The organism is Actinomyces sp. HMSC075C01 (assembly GCF_001812965.1).
Lineage (GTDB): Bacteria > Actinomycetota > Actinomycetes > Actinomycetales > Actinomycetaceae > Actinomyces > Actinomyces acetigenes.
The window spans coordinates 59,110-77,835 of the sequence record NZ_KV810987.1 but is presented as its reverse complement, the minus strand read 5'-3'; the positions used below and the strand labels follow the sequence as shown (position 1 = coordinate 77,835).

Below are 18,726 nucleotides of genomic sequence, written 5' to 3'. Positions count from 1 at the left end.
TTCTGAGGCACTCGCTCGGGCGGGAACCCGGGGCAGGCCGGTGGTCCTGGAGGCGAGAGTGAGGTCGAAGGGAAGAGGTCTGGCAGGTCGCTGGTGTCCATGGTGCTGACATCACAGGCGCATCGGCGTCGCGCGCCGAAGAAGAACCGTAGGATTCCAACGATCTCCGCTGGGTGCTTTGGCGGCTGGCTCGTTGATGTCAGCGCTGTGGGCACCGGGCCGCGCAGGAGCGAGTCCGAGGTCCTCGGTGACACAGCCCGGCGCCTCCATCACAGGCCCTCCTGCACCGCTCCCTGACCGCCGTCTGCGCAGGGGCCCGGAGGCCATGGTTTGACGCCGGCTCTGCTCCGCTCCTGCCCCGAGTCGGTCTACTCCACGAGGGTCGGGATCCACTGACCGAGGGTTGTGCGTACTGCACGAAGGCCCCACCTACCCGCAGTACCCCCAACCCTCCTCCAGTAGCACCCCACCCTCGTGCAGTGCATCCAGACGACACCGGTAGCCACCACAGTCACCGGGCCGGCCCCCTCCGACAGGCCCAAGCAGCAGCTCTCCCCTCCGGCAGACCCACCCAACCGGTGTCTCAGAAGTCATGAGACAACACATCGTGGAGAAAGGCCGGTGAGTTGACCTCGCCGTCGTCGTGATCGGCGTCGGCCTTCTTCTGAGGATTCAGCAACAATCCGGGAGCGGCGCTTTATTGAGATGCCGACGTGATGGACGAGGGCGGGAAAAGGTTCTGCCTGGTGATGGAGCCTCGTGGGCGGGCAATAATGACGTGGCCTGTGGGTCTCGGACTTCTCCGAGCCCCACAGGCCCCTGTCGTTGAGGGTGGCATCGCCTCTGGATCCCATATTCCAGAGGGGACTCAACCCTCCTTCGCCAGAGCGGCTAACGCCGAGCTCCCTATCAACTCGAGCGGCCTCGAAATCCGATCGGTCATTGGGCTCCCCAACCCTCGCGACCGGTTCCGTCCGGCGGCAGTCACCATGTAACCCACTGCTCCTGAGGGAGCACTTCAATGTACCTGAGAGTATTCTGAGAACCCGTTCGCGGACTTTGTTCTGTATTCCTGAGGCTGGGTGTCTCCTTTTCTCAAGGGGCTAATGATGTTATTTTCGAGTACATTTTAAACGCATAGGCATTCCTTTTGCATTGATTTTCCTCAGGTGTTGTCCCGGTCATGGGGTGTACTGGTCAGCCGCCCAGCCGTCATCCACCACCCGGAGATGCCCGGGTGCTGAGGCGGGCTCGCCTTGACCGACCAGGATCAGTGCTGGTCGGTCTCGGAACGGGGAGTCTCCTGAGTCGTTGCCTCGGTGGGTGCTGTCCCCGAGGTGTCCACGCGTTGGTCCTGCACAGGGGGCGTTGGCGGGGCGTACCCGTAGGGGCTGGGCTGCTGCGGCCCGACGGAACCGGTCACGCCCGAGGGGGCTGCGAAGGCGTCCTGCCCGAGAGTCGCGGCTCCCACCGGAACGGGGACGGGAACGGGGGAGGCCCAGCGCAGCTCGTCGCGGGGGAGGTCGTAGACCACGCCGGGGTAGCGGCCGAACTGCTCCTCACTGGGCACACTCGAGGAGGTGGAGTCCAGCGCCGCGAGCATCTGCTCCGGCGTCGGCCAGGAACCGGACCACCCGCTGCCGCTGGGAGCCGACGGCGGGAACCAGGCGGTGGACTCCGGCGGGCGGATCATGATCCGCCCCGGACAGCTGCGGTCGCGCAGGGCGTGGGCGCGCCAGGTGATGACCGGGTGTGTGGACCGCCAGACGGTCATGTGGAGCCACAGCCCCTTCTCCCGCGTGGCGCGATCCGCCAGGGCGTGGGTGTTGACCTCGGCCCCCAGGTACTTGCCTCCGGAGAGCACCCCCATGACACCGGGGACCCCCTGAGGCGCGTAGGCGTAGCCGTGGTTGTCCGCCGTGTACTCCTGGGCCCGAACCAGCGCTTTGCCCAGAAGCGGGACGTTGAGGCCGAGGGTGACGAACAGCAGGCGCAGCATGGAGATGTGACCCGCGGCGAGGTGCCCGACCTCGTGCCCGATCACGAAGCGCAGCGCCTCGGGGTCGCGGGCCCGGCCGCCGATCTCGAACAGGTCGGAGTGGACGACCACGAAACGCCGGTAGCCGTGACCGGCTGCGAAGGCGTTGATCTGACCGTTGCCCATGGTCACGTAGGCGTCGGGCACCCGGCGCAGGCCGAACTGCCGGGCCGCCTCGACAACCATCCGGTAGCCCTCCGGGAACTGGGTGGGACTCATCTGGACCGCGGTCGCACGGAGCTTGGCGTACGTCATCGCGCGCGCCACCCACAGGATGATCGGGATGATGGGCACCAGCAGGAGGAACTGCGCGCCGCTGCCCTTCTCGTTGAGGAAGAAGTCGCGAACCTGAGCCTCCGGGCCGGTCGGTTCAGGCACGGTGACCAGCCAGATCACCAGGGCGATCCACGCCAGGTAGGCCAGTGCAGTCGCCAGGCTGGTCGCGATCAGGAGCGGGATCTCGGCAGGGTGACGCAGCTGACGGATTCCCCTGAAGCCGTGAACGGTCGCGCCGTTGAACATCCGCGGGTGGGAGGGCGGCATGGCCGGCGGCGTCAGGCCAGAAGGGTCGAGGACGGTGGTTGGAACAGGTGGTCGCATGGCGGCAACCTAAACGACTCGCCGCTGGATTCGTCTCCTGCCTCAGGAGGATCTTCGCGTCTCGATTATCCGCCGTTTGGTGGGAAAAGGTAGTGGTCAATCGTTCTCCTCGAACGTCCCTGCGGCTCCAGCCGTCCCACAGGAGCCGCAGGCAGGCGAGACCTGACGCCGTCGATCGCGACCCCGTAGGCTCTTGCCCGTGCCGCACTCCGCATCGCCGTCCTCGCCGTTCTTGTCCTCGCAGTCCCTGCCCTCCCTGTCCGGGAACCCGGACCACGCCGTGCCCTGGGGCATGCAGATCGCCGTGCGCTACGACAAGGTCCACCCTCCCCGGCGGATCGACGTCGCCGAGGCCGCCGCCCGCGCCGTCGTCTCCCTCCTGGCCTCACCCGCCGCCGCCCCCGGTGGGCCGTGGAACCCGGCCGTCGACTACTGGCGCGACGGGCGCATCCGCAAGCTCGTGCGCCGAGCCCGCGGCAAGCGCTGGGAGGAGGTCCAGGACATCGACGGCGTCACCGTCACCCAGGACGGCCCCGCCGGCTGGGGGCAGGCGGCCGCCCGCGCCTTCGTCCCCGGTCCGGTGCGTCCCCTGCCCGGGGCTCTGGCCAAGACCCAGGTGGAGGGCACCCACTTCCCGCCCGGCGACGAGCTGCCCCCGCCGCCCGCCGAGATCACTGCCCGCGCCGCCAAGGACCCGGCCGCCGCAGAGGAGATCGCGCTCACGGCGGCGTCGGCCTCCACCGGGGCCCTGGTGACGATCGAGGTCACGCCCCTGCACGAGATGACCTCGGGCAAGTTGGCCGCCCAGTGCGGCCACGCCGCCCAGCTGGCCTGGGAGAGCAGCGCCATGCCGCCCGCCCTGAGGCGGGCCTGGGCCGACGACGGCTACCGGGTGCGCGTCGTCGTGCCCAGCCGGGAGCAGTGGGAGACCACCACCCGGCCCGTGAGCGTCACCGACGCCGGGTTCACCGAGCTCGACGGCCCCACCGAGACGACCCGCGCCCACTGGTGAGGGCGCGGGCCCTCAGCGGCGCGCCCGAGCGGGTTCCGGCACCCCGCGGAACACCCACAGCCGGATGAACACGTAGAGGTAGATGCCCTCGCAGCAGGCCGAGATGACGCGCGCCAGCTCGGCATTGACCCCGAACCAGTGCAGCAGCGAGGACAGGCCCAGGATGAAGATGACGTACTGGCTGATGACCCCGGCCGTGTAGCCCGCCCCCTGCTCGACGACGTGCCCGTGGGCCTGGAAGTTCAGCCACCGGTTGAGCAGGAAGGAGTAGACGGCCGCGATGACGTAGCCGACCGTGACCGCCAGCGGGTAGAACCAGTGGAGGTGGTTGTAGAACACCCACAGGCAGGTGATGTCCAGGAAGAAGGCGGAGCCGTTGATGATCGCGTAGCCGATGAAGGTCACCGGCAGCCGGCTGCGCACGAAGCCCGGCAGGATGGAGTGGATCGCCGTGATGAGGCGCAGGAAGATCTCCGGAGCCCGGCGGGCCGCGGCGGTGGAGGACTCGACGGTGGACACAGCGGCATCAGCGGTGGTGGTCCCAGGGGCGTGGTCGTCCGTCGCGGTTCCTGCCATGAGGTGTCCTTCCCTGTGATGGCTCCTGTCAGAGGGAGTCTTCCCCGACCGCGCCGCCTGGGCAAGTTCCGAGAGGAGGAACAGTGGCCCGCCGGCTCATCCTTGCGGCGGAGGGGCAGCCTGCGTCAGGGCCTGGGCGACCTCGCGGCGCAGCAGTTCGCCCCCGGCATCGGCCGGGTGGTGGATCGTGTGCAAGCCCACTTCACGGGCCGCGGCGATGTTTCGGGCGCTGTCATCGATGAACAGGGCCTGGTCCGCCTCCACCTCCGCGAGCTCCAGCAGCCGGTGGAAGTAGGCGGCATCCGGTTTGGCAACCCCCAGCGTGCAGGAGTATCCGTCGATGTCGCACAGGCCGTCGTAGCCCAGCTGCTCGCGCATCCATGCCCGGCGTTCCCACTGCTGGTTGGTGGCCAGGACCGTGGTGTAGCCCGCCTCGCGCAGGTCCCTCACCAGCTGCCAGGCCACAGGGTCGGGCGTGGCCCGGTGCCACATCTCCAACAGGTCCGATGCGCGCAGCTCCAGCCCCAGGTTGCCCACCACCCGCTCCAGCAGCTCGGTCAGGGTCTCCCGGCCCGCCAGGGCGTCGGTCTCACCATCGATCATGGCCTGGGCGAAGGCGGGTCCGCCGCCGCGGGTCAGCGCCTCGCCCCACGGGGTGCCGATGAGCTGAAGAACGCCGTCGGCATCGAGCAGGACGGCGCGCACGGGCGTGGACGAGGCGGGCGGGATGACCGGCTGAGAGATGCTCACACCCCGATTCTGCCCTACCTCGCGGAGGGTCTCGGTCGGGAGATAGGCCGGGCGCGGGGCGCACCGGTGGAAGACTGGGGCCATGACTGATGCCGCCAGCACGCCCGCCAGTGCCTCACTCAGCCCCCGTCCCGGTGCCCTCGCCGCCACCGACGCCGCCGCGATCCTGCGCGACGAGAACGCCTACACCGACTCGCTCATCGACTTCGTCACCGCCTCGCCCAGCTCCTACCACGCCGCCGCCGAGGTCGCCCGCCGCCTGGAGGGGGCCGGCTTCACCCGCGCCGACGAGACCGTCACCTGGGAGGAGGGCCTGGCGCGCCGCGGCTACGTCATCCGCGACGGCGCCATCGCCGCCTGGGCGCTGCCCGAGGCACTCACCCCCGGGGCGGGGCTGCGCATCGTCGGCGCCCACACCGACTCCCCGGCCCTCAAGCTCAAGCCCGCCGCCGCCCTCGTCCACTCCGGCTGGCAGCTCATCAACGCCGAGGTCTACGGCGGCCCCCTGCTCGCCTCCTTCCTCGACCGCGAGCTGGGCCTGGCCGGGCGCCTGACCACCCGCGACGGCGCCGTCCACCTCGTGCGCACCGGCCCCATCGCCCGCGTGGCCCAGATCGCCCCGCACCTGGACCGCAGCGTCAACGACACCCTCCACCTGGATCGACAGACCCACCTGCTGCCCCTGTGGTCGCTGGCCGAACCCGACGCCGCACCCGACGCCGTCGAGACCCACCTGTGCGAGATCGCCGGCATCGACCCGGCCGAGCTCGCCGGCCACGACGTCCTGACCTACCCCACCCAGGCTCCCGCCTGCTTCGGCCGCAACGGAGAGTTCCTGGCCTCCTCCCGCCTGGACAACCTCTCCTCTGTCCACGCCGGACTGGTCGCCCTCGAGGCGCTCGCGGCCGCTGGGACCGAGCTCGCCGAGCCCGCCGACCCCGTCATCCTGGTGGTCTTCGACCACGAGGAGGTCGGTTCGGACACCCGCTCCGGGGCGGGCGGCCCCTTCCTCGAGACTCTCCTGCGGCGCCTGGCCCGGGCCCTGGGGGTCAGTGGTGACGGCCTCGATGCCCTCCTGGCCCGCTCGACCTGCGTGAGCGCTGACGCCGGGCACTCCGTCCACCCCTCCTACGCCCACCTGCACGACCCGGCCGTCCAGCCGCTCATCAACCACGGCCCCCTGCTCAAGATCAACGCCCAGCAGCGTTACGCCACCGACGCCGCGGGCGCCGCGATCTGGGCGCGTGCCTGCACGGCGGCGGGCGTGCCCAGCCAGGACTTCGTCTCCAACAACACTGTGCCCTGCGGCTCCACCATCGGCCCCATCACCGCCACCCGCCTCGGCATCACCACGGTCGACGTGGGCGTGCCCCTGCTGAGCATGCACTCGGCCCGCGAGATGTGCGGCGTCCAGGACGGCCCCTGGCTCGCCCAGGCCCTGCACGCCTACTGGCAGGGGGCCTGAGCGTGGCGGGGGAGCGGGCCGGCCGTAGGGGCCGGCCGGACTCGCCGATCCGGGCCGCCGGCGTGCACGGCGCCGACCCCTGCCCCTGCGGCAGCGGGGCAACCTACGCCCAGTGCTGCGAGCCGCTCCACGACGGCGCCCCGGCGCCCACCGCCGAGGCCCTCATGCGCTCGCGCTACACGGCCTTCGTCGTCGGCGACGAGGACTACCTCTTCCGCACCTGGCACCCGCGCACCCGCCCCGAGGGGCCCTACTGTCACCCCGGGACCCGGTGGACGGGGTTGACCATTCACGAGACCGTCGACGGCGGGGCGGACGACGAGACCGGCATCGTGGAGTTCACCGCCACCTACCGCAGCGGCGACGGGCGCGGGGGAGTGGTGGACGACGCCCTGCGCGAGCGCTCCCGCTTCACCCGCCGCGCCGGCCGCTGGCTCTACCTCGACGCCGTCGGATAGGGCCGGCGGCCCAGGAGTGACCGGAGCGGACGGGACAGATCGAGCCCCGCTCAGCTCCAGGTGCCGCGCCAGTACTGGATGGGCCAGGGGGCCTCGTCCCAGGAGCGCGCCCCCAGGTCCGCCGCCCAGCGCAGCGGCAGGTACGGATCGCGCATGGCCGCCCGGCCCACGGCGATCGCGTCGGCCTGCCCGGCGATGAGCGCCTGCTCGGCCTGGGCCGCCGCCTCGATGAGACCCACACCCACCACCGGGACCCCGCTACCGGCCACGGCCTGCTTGACCTGCTCGGCCAGCGGCAGCTGGTAGCCGGGCCCCACCGGCACCGCGGCCGGGACGTTCCCGCCGCTGGAGACGTGCAGGACATCAACACCGGCCTCCACCAGCTCACAGCTGAAAGCGGCGGTCTCCTCACCGGTGACGCCGCCCTCGGCCCAGTCCGAGGCCGACAGGCGGATATCGAGCACCGTCTGCGACCCGATGGCCTCGCGCACGGCCCGCACCACCTCAAGCGGGAAGCGCTGCCGGTTCTCGACGCTGCCGCCGTAGGAGTCGGTGCGCTGGTTGGACAGGGCAGAGCGGAACTCGTGGATGAGGTAGCCGTGGGCGCCATGGATCTCGACGACGTCGTAGCCGGCCTCGACGGCGCGCCGCGCGGCCGCCGCGAAGGCCTCCACGATCCGACCGATCCCGGCCTCGTCCAGCTCGGTGGGAACCGCGTGCTTGGGGAAGGGGATCGCACTGGGGGCCAGCAGCTCCCAGCCCTCCAGGGTGCCGGTACGCGCGCCCTCCACCTTGGGGCGCCACGGAGGAGTCCCCGACTTGCGGCCGCCGTGCCCGATCTGGATACCGGCCACCGCCCCGCCGGCGTGGATCGCCTCCACCAGGCGGCGCTGGCCGGCGACCTGCTCATCCGACCACAGCCCCAGGTCGTAGGGGGACAGGCGCCCCTCCGGGGAGACCGCCGTGGCCTCCACGATGACCGTGCCGAAGCCGCCCACCGCGCGACTGGCGTAGTGAACCAGGTGCCAGTCGGTGACGACACCGTCCTGCGCCTCGACCGAGTACATGCACATCGGCGGCAGCCACAGGCGGTTGCGGGCGGTCAGCCCACGCATGGTCATCGGCTCAAGAATGTGCAGTGCGCTGGAGGAAGTCATGGCCTCACGCTACCCTCCCGGCCGCTCGGCCGACATGGGGCGGGAATCACCCGTGCGATCGCGCCATGGAACTCAATGTAACCCATAGGCTCCCAGGCGTGAGCTCGCGTCCCGTCCCCGTCACCGGCCCTCTCCAACGGCCCGTCCCCGTCTCCGACCCTGTCCAACGTCCCGTCCCCGTCTCCGACCCTCGCCACCGGCCCGCTCCCGTCACCCACGGCCCCGACGACGTCGCCCTCATCTTCGAGAGCGGCGGCATGCGCGGGGCCTACACGGCCGGCCTCGTGCGCGTCATGCTGGAGGCCGGGCTCTCCTTCCCCTGGGTCGGGGGCATCTCCGCGGGCTGCACCAACACCTGCAACTTCGTCTCCCGGGACATCTGGCGCACCCGCGAGGCCTACCTGGGGCTGACCACCGACCCCAAGGCCGGCGGCTGGGGCAGCTTCGTGGCCGGCAAGGGCTACTTCAACTCCGAGCACATCTACCTGCACACCTCCGCACCCGACGAGTCCATCCCCTTCGACTGGGAGACCTTCGCCGCCTCACCGGCCACGGTGCGCCTGGGCGCCTTCCGCTGCGACACCGGCGAGGAGGTCTACTGGGGCCTGGAGGACATGCCCACCATGGAGGACCTGCTGGTAAGGGCCCGGGCGTCGTCGTCGATGCCGGTGCTCATGCCGATGGTCGAGGTCGACGGCGCCCCCTACGTGGACGGCGCCGTCGGGCCCACCGGCGGCTTCGCCATCGACGCCGCCCGCGCTGACGGCTACGACAAGCTGCTCGTGGTCATGACCCGCCCCGAGGGCTACCGCAAACCGCCCATGCGACGCCACGAGATCGAGGTCCTCCAGCGGCTCTACGCCCGCTACCCGGCCCTGGTCCAGGCCGTCGTCGACCGCCCCGAGAACTACAACCGCACCGTCGAGGAGCTGGAGCACCTGCGCAGCCGGGGGCGCGTCTACCTCTTCCGGCCCGAGCGCATGCCGATTGCCAACGGCGAGCTGCGCTACGACCGCGTCGTCACCGCCTTCGAGGCCGGACTGGCCCAGGCCCGCCGCGAGCTGCCCGCCATCGAGGCCTTCCTGGCGGGCTGAGCTCAGTGCGGCAGGGCGACGCCGTAGCGGGCGATGTCCTGGCCCTCATCGAAGCCGAAGGTGATGATCGGGGGCACCGGCCTCCCCCCATCGAGGGAGGCGGCCAGCAGCTCCAGGACGTGGCGCTCGTGAGGCGGAACCGCCTCGGGCAGGCCAGCCAGTGAGAACCAGCGCAGCCCCGCGTTCTTGGCCGGTTCGCGCACGCTCGGCGTGCCCGCCCAGGTCCGCAGCGTGAAGAACAGGTCGATGCGCTGCTCCAGAGCCGCCCCGCCCAGGTCGTTGGTGCGGTGCATCGCCGTCAGCGCCGTCACATCCTCCGCATCGACGCCGATCCCCAGCTCCTCGTCGGCCTCACGCAGAGCCGTCTCCAGGACGCTCTCGGCGGCCTCGACGTGCCCCGAGGCGCCGCAGGCCCAGTGCCCGTCCATGTAGCCGGTGCCCCGCCGCAGCTGGAGGAGCACCTGGGTCTCGCTGCTCGCCGCCCCGGCGCCCCGGTCCGCGGCGCTCGGATCGGGGCGCAGGAGGTAGACGTAGGCGGCGGGGACAAGAGTGAAGGAGTGGGCGGCCATGGCGACCACCGTAGCCCAGGTGCCGCACCGCAGGAGGAGGGCGGGCTGCGTGGGGAGAACTGTCGGGATACGGGCGACAGGAACTCATGAAACCATCAGGAATGTAGGCGATGCTCCGGTGCTGTCAGTCATCAGTGGCCGTCTGTGGCAGCTCGCCACGTGCCCGCCGGGGGCATCTGAGAATCACCTCGGCGGTAACGCTGCCGGCTCGACGTCGGACAACTAGGCTTCACCCTGGGGTGACGGGAGATCTCGGACCCAGCCCGCCAACCCGACGTCACCGCCGTCAGCCGTCGACACGATCAATGATGACCGATGCCGACCCGAGCACGGCCGACGCCCGTTGACGCCGATTGACGACGCTGCCTGAGGAGGACTTGATGCAGACCAGCCTTACTCGGCTCACGGCCGACGACGGAACGCGCTTGGTCGTGCACATCTGGCTCCCCGAGTGGCTCATTGACGGCTCCCTCCTGGTGGCCGACGCTCCCGAGGCCGGTACCCCAGCGCGCACCCCGGTCGCGCTGCGCCCGCAGGTACCCGGAGCCGCCCGCCCGCGGGGCATCATCGTCATCGCCCACGGCATGGCCGAGCACGCCTCGCGCTACGCCCGCTTCGCCGCCTCCGCTGTGGAGGAGGGCTATGCGGTCCTGGCCGAGGACCACCGCGGCCACGGGGCCACCGCCGCCCCCGGCGGCTTCGGTTTTATCGCCGAGCGAGACGGCTGGGACAGGGTCGTGGCTGACATGGGCACCGTCCTGGATGCGGCCCGGCGGGCCTGGCCCGATGTTCCGGTCTTCCTCATGGGCCACTCCTGGGGCTCCTTCCTGGCCCGCGACCTGGCCGCGCGCCGCGGCGGCGAGCTGGCCGGCCTCATCCTGCTGGGGACCGGTGCGGGAATCGGCGCGCTAGCCGGCCCTGCTGTAGCGATCTGCGCCGGTGAGTCCCGGCTGCGCGGCCCGCGCCGCCCCTCCCGGCTGCTCAACGCGCTCGCCTTCGGCCCCTACCAGCGCCACTTCGCCCCCAACCGCACTAAGGCCGACTGGATCAGCCGGGACGTTCACGAGGTTGACCGCTACGTCGCCGACCCCTGGTGCGGATTCGCCTACCCCCCGAGCTTCTACCGCGACATCATTTCAGGGCAGGAGGCCGTCAACACGGCCTCCCACGCCGCGGCGGTCCCCGCGGGGCTGCCCATGCTCCTGGCCTCCGGTGACCGGGACCCGGTCGGGGCCATGGGGCGGGGCGTCCAACGAGCCGCCACCCTCTACCGCCGCGCCGGCGTGCGGGAGGTCTGCGTCATCCTCTACCCGGGCGGGCGCCACGAGCTGCTCAACGAGACCAACCGGGACCAGGTCACCGGCGACATCCTCACCTGGATCGACGGACACCTGCCCGAACTGTGAGAATCAACGGGTCATTGCGGATTCTCAGGCGATTATCCGCGTCATTCTTGTAGGAGACCTACAAGTCGCGCGGTGGCTCTTCGGTGGGAACCGGTCGTTCGTCATGCCAGCGATCCCCGTAGGGTGGAGCCATGGTCACCAAACCCTCCTCCACGTCAGCCGCCGGCAGCCTCGCCCACAGTCCCGCACTGGCCCACGTCCGTGAGGTCGGGCTGATCCTGGCCGGAACGCTCGCCCTGACCCTCATCGGCCAGATCTCGATCCCCCTGCCCTTCACTCCCGTGCCGATCACCCTGGGCACCTTCGCCGCTCTGGGGGTCGGTGCCGTGCTCGGCTCACGCCGCGGCGCCCTGTCCGCGCTGCTCCTGGGCGCCCTGGCCGCTGTCGGGGCCCCGGTCCTGGCCGGCTGGAGCGGCGGCACCATCGTGACCTTCGGCTACGTCGTCGGCTACGTCCTCATCGCCGTCATCGCCGGACGCGCCGCCGCCGTGTGGTCGCGCCACTCCGGCTCCGCGACCACCCGGGTCGCCACCGGTGTTGCCCTCATGCTGCTCGCCTCGGCCTCGGTCTACGTTCCGGGTCTCATCTGGCTGAAGGTCGCCACAGGCGCCAGCTGGAGCACTGCCCTGGACCTGGGGCTGGTGCCCTTCATCGTGGGAGACGTCCTCAAGTCCGTGGTCGCCACCGGCCTGCTGCCCGTGCGCAACCGTATTCGCTGACCGCCCTGACTGCAGGGGGCCGACCCTCCCCGTTGCCCCACCGACCTCCGCGCTCGGTGGGGCACACGGGTCTCAAGGCCCGCTTCGGGGTGGTCGGAGCGGGTTAGAGTGCCCGTATGAGTCAGCCCGAAAGGCGGACTGTACCCGTCCTGTCCGTCATGGACATGGTCCCCGTCAGCGCCGGGCGCAGCCGTATCGACGCCCTCACCGACATGATCGCCCTCGCTCGAGCCGCCGACGCCGCCGGCTACGAGCGCTACTGGCTGGCTGAGCACCACGGCTCCACCACCTACTTGTCCTCGGCGACCACCGTCCTCATGGGGCAGGTCCTGGCGGCCACCGAGCGCCTGGGCGTCGCCTCCGGCGGGATCATGCTGCCCAACCACGCCCCGCTCGTCGTCGCCGAGCAGATCGGCACCCTGGCCATCCTCTACCCCGGACGGGTTGACCTGGGGCTGGGGCGGGCCCCGGGCACCGACCAGCGCACGGCCGCCGCACTGCGCCGAGGAGCCTCCGACCCGGGCCGCTTCGCCGAGGAGATCCTGGAGATCCTCACCTACCTCGGTGACGAGCCCGTGCCGGAACGGCTCCCCGGGTCTCTCCTCCTGGGCGCATCCAGTGCTTCCGACGACGCCCTCCACGCCCCTGAGCCCGGTGACCCCCGCGTGCGGGCCATCCCGGGGGAGGGCACCCACCCGACCGTGTGGGTGCTCGGCTCCTCCGTCAACGGGGCCCGCGTGGCCGGCAGGCTCGGACTGCCCTTCGCCGTCGCCTCGCACTTCGCCCCGGTCCAGGCCGAGGCGGCCATCGCCACCTACCGTTCCGTCCTGGAGTCCCGCGCGGAAGGCGCCCCCGGCCCCCAGAGTGCGCCGGACGTTCCGCGGGTCGCGGCCGCCGTCAACGTCATGGTGGCCCCCAGCCAGGAGGAGGCCCGCCTGCTGTTCAGCACCGCCATGGCCGCCGCCGCCCGCATCGTCGGCAACCGGCCCGGGCCGCTGGACCCGCCCAGCCAGAACCCCCGGGCCTGGCGCGCCTACGCGCCCGGCCGGGAGGGAGCCGTCGAGGCGGCCATGTCCCTGTCCTTCGTCGGGACGGCCGACGACGTCGCCGCCCGCCTGCGTGAGCTGGCCGCCCGCTGGGACCTCGACGAGATCCTCGTGGTCACCTACGCCCACGACACGGCCCTGCGACGCCGCTCCTACGAGCTGCTCGCCCAGGCCTGGAGCGCCTGAACACGCCAGTTTCTCACGGTTTGCCACCTGTCCCACGTGTCGATCCTGTTTCCTCGGCGGACGTACTATCCCCGCCTATGGGTGGCGCCTGAGCCTCTCAGCGCGCCGGAAACCCCCTGTCCCAGTGACGAATCCCAGTCGGTTCCATGCCCCATGGAGGTTGCATGAACAACGCCCTGACAGTGTCGCGCCGTGGCTTCGGGCTCGGCGCGGCCGCCTTCGGCCTGCTCCTGGTCTCAGGATGCTCGCGCGGATCGGGTTCGGAAGGAGGCGGACTGGGCAGCGGCAGCGGCAAGCTGACCCTGGCCTACAACTCCGATGGCCCTCACAAGACCTGGGTCGAGGCCGTGTGCCACTCGGTGTCCAACGTCCTGGGCATCACCATGGAGCCCCTGCCAGTGGCCCAGTTCTCCGAGATGCGCGCCGCCATCACCAAGCACACCCTCCTGGGCGCCTTTCGCTCCGGATGGTCGGCGGACTACCCCTCGCAGGAGAACTTCCTCAACGCCACCTTCCAGACCGGTGCCAGTGCCAACGACTCCCAGTACTCCTCGAAGACCTTCGACGACCTCCTGACCCAGGCGGCGGCGGCCACCGACCCCCAGACCGCCTACGGCTACTTCCGCCAGGCCCAGTCCCAGCTCTTCGCCGACCTGCCCGGCATCCCGCTGTGGTACCAGAACGGCTTCGGCGGCTACTCCCGCAACGCCTCCAACGTCGACTTCGACTGGAGGGCCGTCCCGGTATACGAGGAGGCCCGCTCCAGTGCCAACGACGGTGTCATCCTGGCCAACAGCACCGAGCCCCAGAACTCCCTGCTGCCCACCAACACCAACGAGATCGGCGGCGGGCGGGTCCTCGACCTGATCTACGCCGGCCTGATCCGCTACGACAAGGACGGAAACGTCAGCAACGAGGTGGCCTCCTCCATCGAGACCACGGACAACCAGCACTACACGATCACCCTCAAACCGGGCTGGACCTTCTCCGACGGCAGCCCGGTGACCGCCGACTCCTTCATCAAGTCTTGGAAGTTCGGCGCCCTGCTGTCCAACGCCCAGCTCGGCTCCTCCTTCTTCGAGAGGATCAAGGGCTTCTCCTACGACGAGGACTCCGAGCTGACCGGGCTGACCAAGGTCGACGACCTCACCTTCACGGTCGAGCTGAACGCCCCGGCGTCGGACTTCAAGATCAGCCTGGGGCACTACGCCTACTACCCGATGCCGGACTCCGCCTTCAAGGACATCAAGGCCTACGGCATCAAACCCGTGGGCAACGGCCCCTACCGGCTCGTCTCCTGGGACCACGACAGCCGGATGGTCCTGGAGCCCAACCCCGCCTACGCCGGCGGGCGCACCGTGGCGAACAAGGGCATCACCTTCAAGCTGTACACGAGCTACGACTCGGTCTACAACGACCTGCTCGCCGATGCCATCGACATCGCCGACTCCGTCCCCGACTCCTTCCTGCCCATCTTCCAGAAGCAGCTGGGCGAGCGCGCCATCAACAAGCCCGCCGCCTTCTTCCAAGGACTCGCCATCGACGTCACCCACGAGCACTGGAAGATGGACGAGGAGGGGCGCGCCCGCCGCGCCGCCATCTGCCGGGCCATCGACCGCAAGCTCATCTGCGACAAGCTCTACTACGGCACCCGCACGCCCGCCAAGGACTTCACCGCCCCCACTGTCGTGGGCTGGACCGCCGATGTCCCGGGCAACGAGGTCCTCACCTACGACCCGGACGAGGCCAGACGCCTGTGGGCGCGGGCCGAGGCCATCTCCAAGTTCTGAGGGAGGAAGAAGACGACATGCTTCGCTACGTCGCACGCAGACTGTTGCAGATGGTCCCGGTGTTCTTCGGGGCCACGCTGCTCATCTACGCGATGGTCTTCGCCCTGCCGGGCGACCCGATCGCCGCGCTCGGGGGCCAGCGCTCACTCAGCCCCGAGGTGATCGCCCAGATCAAGGCCAGCTACCACCTCGACAAGCCCTTCATCGTCCAGTACCTGCTCTACCTCAAGGGGCTGTTCACCCTGGACCTGGGCCAGTCGCTGCGGGGGACCGAGTCCGTCCTCGACGTGCTGGTGCGGGCCTACCCGATCACCATCAAGCTCTCCCTCATGGCCCTGGCCTTCGAGGCCATCGCGGGCATCGGCTTCGGCCTCATCGCCGGAGTGAGGAAGGGCGGCTGGTTCGACGCCACCGTCCTGGTGCTCTCCCTGGTGGTCATCGCCGTGCCCACCTTCGTCATCGGCTTCGTCCTGCAGTTCATCGTCGGGGTGCGGCTGGGCTGGCTGCCCGTGACCGCCGGTGAGAGCCCCGGTTTCACCGAGCTCCTCATGCCCGCGGTCGTGCTGGGCGCCGTCTCCTTCGCCTACGTGCTGCGTCTGACCCGCACCGAGGTGGCCGAGAACCTCACCGCCGACCACGTGCGCACCGCCCGAGCCAAGGGCCTGAGCGGGGCCCGTGTCATGATCGTCCACGTCCTGCGCAACTCCCTGGTCCCGGTCGTCACCTTCCTGGGCGCGGACCTGGGGGCCCTCATGGGCGGCGCCATCGTCACCGAGGGCATCTTCAACATCAAGGGCGTGGGAGGCACCCTCTACTCCGCCATCATCCGCGGCGACGGCCCCATGGTCGTGTCCTTCACGACTGTGCTCGTGCTCGTCTTCATCGTCTCCAACCTCCTGGTGGACCTGCTCTACGCCGCCCTGGACCCGAGGATCCGCTATGCCTGAGAACACCACGTCCCCCACCACCCGCCCGGGCCAGGAGCGCTTCGTCATCGCCGACGACGAGATCGGCCTGGGGGCCGTCGACGCCGTCGCCGACGAGTCCGCTCCGGCCTCCGTCTGGGTCGACGCCTGGAGGCAGCTGCGCCGTCGGCCCATCTTCTGGGTGGCCTCGGTGCTCATCGCCGTGGCCGTGGCCTTCTCCCTGGTCCCCGGGCTCTTCGCCCCGCGCGACCCCGGCTACTGCACGCTGGTCAACTCCTACCAGGGGCCCTCCTGGGGCCACCCCTTCGGATTCGACATCCAGGGCTGCGACATCTTCGCCCGCACTGTCCACGGCGCCCGGGCCTCGGTGAGCGTGGGCATCTTCACCACCCTCGTCGTGGTTCTCGTCGGCTCGGCCGTCGGGGCCCTGGCCGGATTCTTCGGCGGGTTCTTCGACGCGCTGCTCTCACGCGTCACCGACATCTTCTTCGCCGTGCCCTTCGTCCTGGCCGCCATCGTTGTCATGCAGATGTTCCGCAACGACCGCTCGATCCTCACCGTCATCCTGGTCCTGGCCCTGTTCGGCTGGCCCCAGATCGCCCGCATCACGCGAGGCTCGGTGATGAGCGTTAAGAACGAGGACTACGTGACCGCCTCGCGGGCACTGGGCTCGGGACGCATGGCCATGCTGCTGCGCCACGTCATGCCCAACGCCGCCGCCCCCATCATCGTGACCGCCACCGTCGAGCTCGGCGTCTTCATCGTCTCGGAGGCCACCTTGAGCTTCCTGGGCATCGGCCTGCCCTCCTCGGTCGTCTCCTGGGGCGCTGACATCGCGGCCGCCAAGGACGCCCTCAACAGCCACCCCAGCGTCCTGCTCTTCCCCGCCGGCGCACTGGCCCTGACCGTGCTCGGCTTCATCATGCTCGGCGACGTCGTCCGCGACGCCCTGGACCCGAAGGCCCGCAAGTGACACCCTCCAACGCATCCACCGCCACCGCCTCAGGCGCCTCCGACAAGACCTTCGCCCCCGCGACCTCCTGGAAGGCCGAGAGCGACCCCCTCCTGGAGATCACCGACCTAGAGGTCGCCTTCCGCTCCTCGACCGGGCTCGTCCCGGCCGTGCGCAAGGCGAACCTGACCCTCTACCCCGGCCAGTCCGTGGCCATCGTGGGGGAGTCGGGCTCGGGCAAGTCCACCCTGGCCCACGCCGTCATCGGGCTGCTGCCCGGAACCGGTCGGGTCACCGGCGGCACGATCCGCTTCCAGGGCCGCGACATCACCCACCTGGGCACCCAGGAGCTCACCGCCCTGCGCGGCTCCTCCATCGGCCTGGTGCCCCAGGACCCCATGTCCAACCTCAACCCCGTGTGGTCCATCGGCTTCCAGGTCAAGGAGGCGCTGCGGGCCAACGGGCTGGCCGGCGTCGCCGACGACCGCCTCGCCCACCTCATGGCCAAGCGCACCGGGCATGCCGGTGGTGCCGACCAGTCCGCCCCCGGTGGGCACATCGACGTCAATGAGCAGGTGGCCCTCCTACTGGAGCAGGCCGGCCTGCCCGAGGCCTCCCGGAGGGCCAAGCAGTACCCCCACGAGTTCTCCGGCGGCATGCGCCAGCGCGCCCTCATCGCCATCGGACTGGCCGCCCGCCCCGACCTGCTCATCGCCGATGAGCCCACCAGCGCCCTGGACGTCACCGTCCAGCGACGCATCCTCGACCACCTTCAGACCCTCGTGCGTGAGCTGGGCACCGCGATGCTCTTCATCACCCACGACCTGGGGCTGGCCGCCGAGAGGGCCGAGCACATCGTGGTCATGCACCGCGGCCGGGTCGTCGAGTCCGGCCCCAGCCTCGAGGTGCTCCAGGACCCCCGCCACCCCTACACCCAGCGCCTGGTCAAGGCGGCCCCCTCCCTGGCCTCCCGGCGCATCGAGTCCGCCCACGCCCGCGGCATCCAAGTCGCCGAGGACGAGCTCCTGGGCGCCAGCCTGGGATCGAGCTCCACCGAGGAGATCCTGCGCGTGGAGCACCTCACCAAGGTCTTCAAGGTGCGCGGCCCCATCGGTGAGGACAACACCCTCACCGCCGTCGACGACGTCAGCTTCGGCATCCGCAAGGGCACGACGACCGCGCTCGTGGGCGAGTCGGGCTCAGGCAAGTCCACGGTCGCCAACATCATCTTGAACCTCATCGACCCCACCTCCGGCAAGGTGTTCCACGACGGGGTGGACCTGTCCACCCTGGGCCCCAAGGAGCTCTTCGCCCTGCGGCGCATCATGCAGCCGGTCTTCCAGAACCCCTACGGCTCCCTGGACCCGATGTACTCGATCTTCCGCGTCGTCGAGGAACCGCTGCGGGTCCACGGGATCGGCACCGCCAAGGAGCGCGAGGCGCGCGTCGCCGAGCTGCTCGACATGGTCTCCCTGCCGCGCTCGGTCATGCGCCGCTACCCCCACGAGCTCTCCGGCGGCCAGCGTCAGCGCGTCGCCATCGCCCGGGCCCTGGCCCTCAAGCCGCAGATCGTCATCCTCGACGAGGCGGTCTCCGCCCTGGACGTGCTGGTCCAGGCCCAGATCCTGCGCCTGCTGTCCGACCTGCAGGCCGAGCTGGAGCTGACCTACCTGTTCATCACCCACGACCTGGCCGTCGTGCGCCAGATCGCCGACGACGTCGTCGTCATGGAGCACGGGCGGATCGTGGAGTCCGGGGCGGCCGACGAGCTCTTCGCCAACCCGCGCCAGGACTACACCCGCGAGCTCATCCGGGCCGTCCCCGGGGCGGGCATCGACCTCTACGGAGATGAGAAGCATGAGGCTCAACTGACGTCCGACGACTGAGGGCGGTCCCTTGGCGACGCGGCGGTGGACTTCGGGCCACCGCCGCGTCTCATTTCCCCTCCACTATTAATAACCATGTGGGCATTTCCTGAATGC

Annotated in this window: 16 protein-coding genes; 11 read left to right on the top strand and 5 right to left on the bottom strand. The window is 70.3% G+C overall.

What is annotated here, in order from left to right; genetic code table 11:
* Positions 1-1,270: 1,270 nt before the first annotated feature.
* Positions 1,271-2,560: a M48 family metallopeptidase gene (locus HMPREF2883_RS06005; protein ID WP_070659691.1), complete on the bottom strand. Its 1,290-nt coding sequence runs from the start codon at positions 2,558-2,560 to the stop codon at positions 1,271-1,273.
* 277 nt (positions 2,561-2,837) lie between these two features.
* Here HMPREF2883_RS06005 and HMPREF2883_RS06000 point away from each other — a divergent pair, with 277 nt between their 5' ends.
* Complete coding sequence (locus HMPREF2883_RS06000) at positions 2,838-3,650, top strand: peptidyl-tRNA hydrolase (RefSeq protein WP_371080450.1); 813 nt, start codon at positions 2,838-2,840, stop codon at positions 3,648-3,650.
* 12 nt (positions 3,651-3,662) lie between these two features.
* On the opposite strand, the gene HMPREF2883_RS05995 is transcribed toward HMPREF2883_RS06000, so the two are convergent.
* Positions 3,663-4,226 carry a GtrA family protein gene (locus tag HMPREF2883_RS05995; protein ID WP_070659689.1) on the bottom strand — a complete coding sequence of 188 codons (564 nt, stop codon included), beginning with the start codon at positions 4,224-4,226 and terminating at the stop codon, positions 3,663-3,665.
* Between the two features lie 96 nt (positions 4,227-4,322).
* A complete protein-coding gene (locus HMPREF2883_RS05990; protein ID WP_070659687.1) occupies positions 4,323-4,976 on the bottom strand; it encodes an HAD-IA family hydrolase in 654 nt (217 codons plus the stop codon).
* A gap of 82 nt (positions 4,977-5,058) precedes the next feature.
* Here HMPREF2883_RS05990 and HMPREF2883_RS05985 point away from each other — a divergent pair, with 82 nt between their 5' ends.
* Both HMPREF2883_RS05985 and HMPREF2883_RS05980 read left to right on the top strand, forming a co-directional pair.
* Positions 5,059-6,441 carry a M18 family aminopeptidase gene (locus HMPREF2883_RS05985; protein WP_176747155.1) on the top strand — a complete coding sequence of 461 codons (1,383 nt, stop codon included), beginning with the start codon at positions 5,059-5,061 and terminating at the stop codon, positions 6,439-6,441.
* Between the two features lie 2 nt (positions 6,442-6,443).
* Positions 6,444-6,899 carry a YchJ family protein gene (locus HMPREF2883_RS05980; protein ID WP_070659685.1) on the top strand — a complete coding sequence of 152 codons (456 nt, stop codon included), beginning with the start codon at positions 6,444-6,446 and terminating at the stop codon, positions 6,897-6,899.
* Positions 6,900-6,949: 50 nt separating this feature from the next.
* Here the strand turns inward: HMPREF2883_RS05980 and HMPREF2883_RS05975 are convergent, their stop codons facing one another.
* Positions 6,950-8,056, bottom strand: coding sequence for an oxidoreductase (locus HMPREF2883_RS05975; RefSeq protein WP_070659684.1), 1,107 nt, complete (start codon positions 8,054-8,056; stop codon positions 6,950-6,952).
* 98 nt (positions 8,057-8,154) lie between these two features.
* Between HMPREF2883_RS05975 and HMPREF2883_RS05970 the strand changes: the two genes are divergently transcribed.
* The gene (locus HMPREF2883_RS05970) at positions 8,155-9,150 is read left to right on the top strand and encodes a patatin-like phospholipase family protein (protein WP_070659682.1); all 996 of its coding nucleotides are present in this window, start codon (positions 8,155-8,157) and stop codon (positions 9,148-9,150) included.
* Between the two features lie 2 nt (positions 9,151-9,152).
* On the opposite strand, the gene HMPREF2883_RS05965 is transcribed toward HMPREF2883_RS05970, so the two are convergent.
* Positions 9,153-9,719: an NUDIX domain-containing protein gene (locus HMPREF2883_RS05965; RefSeq protein ID WP_070659679.1), complete on the bottom strand. Its 567-nt coding sequence runs from the start codon at positions 9,717-9,719 to the stop codon at positions 9,153-9,155.
* Positions 9,720-10,099: 380 nt separating this feature from the next.
* Between HMPREF2883_RS05965 and HMPREF2883_RS05960 the strand changes: the two genes are divergently transcribed.
* From HMPREF2883_RS05960 to HMPREF2883_RS05930, 7 genes are all read left to right on the top strand, one after another.
* Positions 10,100-11,125 carry an alpha/beta hydrolase gene (locus HMPREF2883_RS05960; protein ID WP_070659676.1) on the top strand — a complete coding sequence of 342 codons (1,026 nt, stop codon included), beginning with the start codon at positions 10,100-10,102 and terminating at the stop codon, positions 11,123-11,125.
* Positions 11,126-11,256: 131 nt separating this feature from the next.
* Positions 11,257-11,844, top strand: coding sequence for a biotin transporter BioY (locus HMPREF2883_RS05955; protein ID WP_070659671.1), 588 nt, complete (start codon positions 11,257-11,259; stop codon positions 11,842-11,844).
* 116 nt (positions 11,845-11,960) lie between these two features.
* A complete protein-coding gene (locus HMPREF2883_RS05950; protein WP_070659670.1) occupies positions 11,961-13,076 on the top strand; it encodes an LLM class flavin-dependent oxidoreductase in 1,116 nt (371 codons plus the stop codon).
* A 164-nt stretch (positions 13,077-13,240) separates the two neighbouring features.
* Positions 13,241-14,866, top strand: coding sequence for an ABC transporter substrate-binding protein (locus HMPREF2883_RS05945; RefSeq protein WP_070659668.1), 1,626 nt, complete (start codon positions 13,241-13,243; stop codon positions 14,864-14,866).
* Positions 14,867-14,883: 17 nt separating this feature from the next.
* On the top strand, positions 14,884-15,813 hold the full coding sequence (locus HMPREF2883_RS05940) for an ABC transporter permease (protein WP_070659667.1): 930 nt from the start codon (positions 14,884-14,886) through the stop codon (positions 15,811-15,813).
* Positions 15,806-16,765, top strand: a complete 960-nt coding sequence (locus HMPREF2883_RS05935; protein WP_070659664.1) for an ABC transporter permease — start codon at positions 15,806-15,808, stop codon at positions 16,763-16,765. Before HMPREF2883_RS05940 ends, HMPREF2883_RS05935 begins: the two co-directional genes overlap by 8 nt.
* The gene (locus tag HMPREF2883_RS05930) at positions 16,762-18,630 is read left to right on the top strand and encodes a dipeptide ABC transporter ATP-binding protein (protein ID WP_070659663.1); all 1,869 of its coding nucleotides are present in this window, start codon (positions 16,762-16,764) and stop codon (positions 18,628-18,630) included. Before HMPREF2883_RS05935 ends, HMPREF2883_RS05930 begins: the two co-directional genes overlap by 4 nt.
* The last annotated feature ends 96 nt before the right edge of the window (positions 18,631-18,726 follow it).

Bases quoted from the DNA above. Each gene is read 5' to 3' on its own strand.
- HMPREF2883_RS05945 (WP_070659668.1), top strand. From the start codon at position 13,241: ATGAACAACGCCCTGACAGTGTCGCGCCGTGGCTTCGGGCTCGGCGCG.
- HMPREF2883_RS05955 (WP_070659671.1), top strand. From the start codon at position 11,257: ATGGTCACCAAACCCTCCTCCACGTCAGCCGCCGGCAGCCTCGCCCAC.
- HMPREF2883_RS05975 (WP_070659684.1), bottom strand. From the start codon at position 8,056: ATGACTTCCTCCAGCGCACTGCACATTCTTGAGCCGATGACCATGCGT.
- HMPREF2883_RS05935 (WP_070659664.1), top strand. From the start codon at position 15,806: ATGCCTGAGAACACCACGTCCCCCACCACCCGCCCGGGCCAGGAGCGC.
- HMPREF2883_RS05950 (WP_070659670.1), top strand. From the start codon at position 11,961: ATGAGTCAGCCCGAAAGGCGGACTGTACCCGTCCTGTCCGTCATGGAC.
- HMPREF2883_RS05965 (WP_070659679.1), bottom strand. From the start codon at position 9,719: ATGGCCGCCCACTCCTTCACTCTTGTCCCCGCCGCCTACGTCTACCTC.
- HMPREF2883_RS06005 (WP_070659691.1), bottom strand. From the start codon at position 2,560: ATGTTCAACGGCGCGACCGTTCACGGCTTCAGGGGAATCCGTCAGCTG.
- HMPREF2883_RS05985 (WP_176747155.1), top strand. From the start codon at position 5,059: ATGACTGATGCCGCCAGCACGCCCGCCAGTGCCTCACTCAGCCCCCGT.
- HMPREF2883_RS05940 (WP_070659667.1), top strand. From the start codon at position 14,884: ATGCTTCGCTACGTCGCACGCAGACTGTTGCAGATGGTCCCGGTGTTC.
- HMPREF2883_RS05960 (WP_070659676.1), top strand. From the start codon at position 10,100: ATGCAGACCAGCCTTACTCGGCTCACGGCCGACGACGGAACGCGCTTG.
- HMPREF2883_RS05995 (WP_070659689.1), bottom strand. From the start codon at position 4,226: ATGGCAGGAACCGCGACGGACGACCACGCCCCTGGGACCACCACCGCT.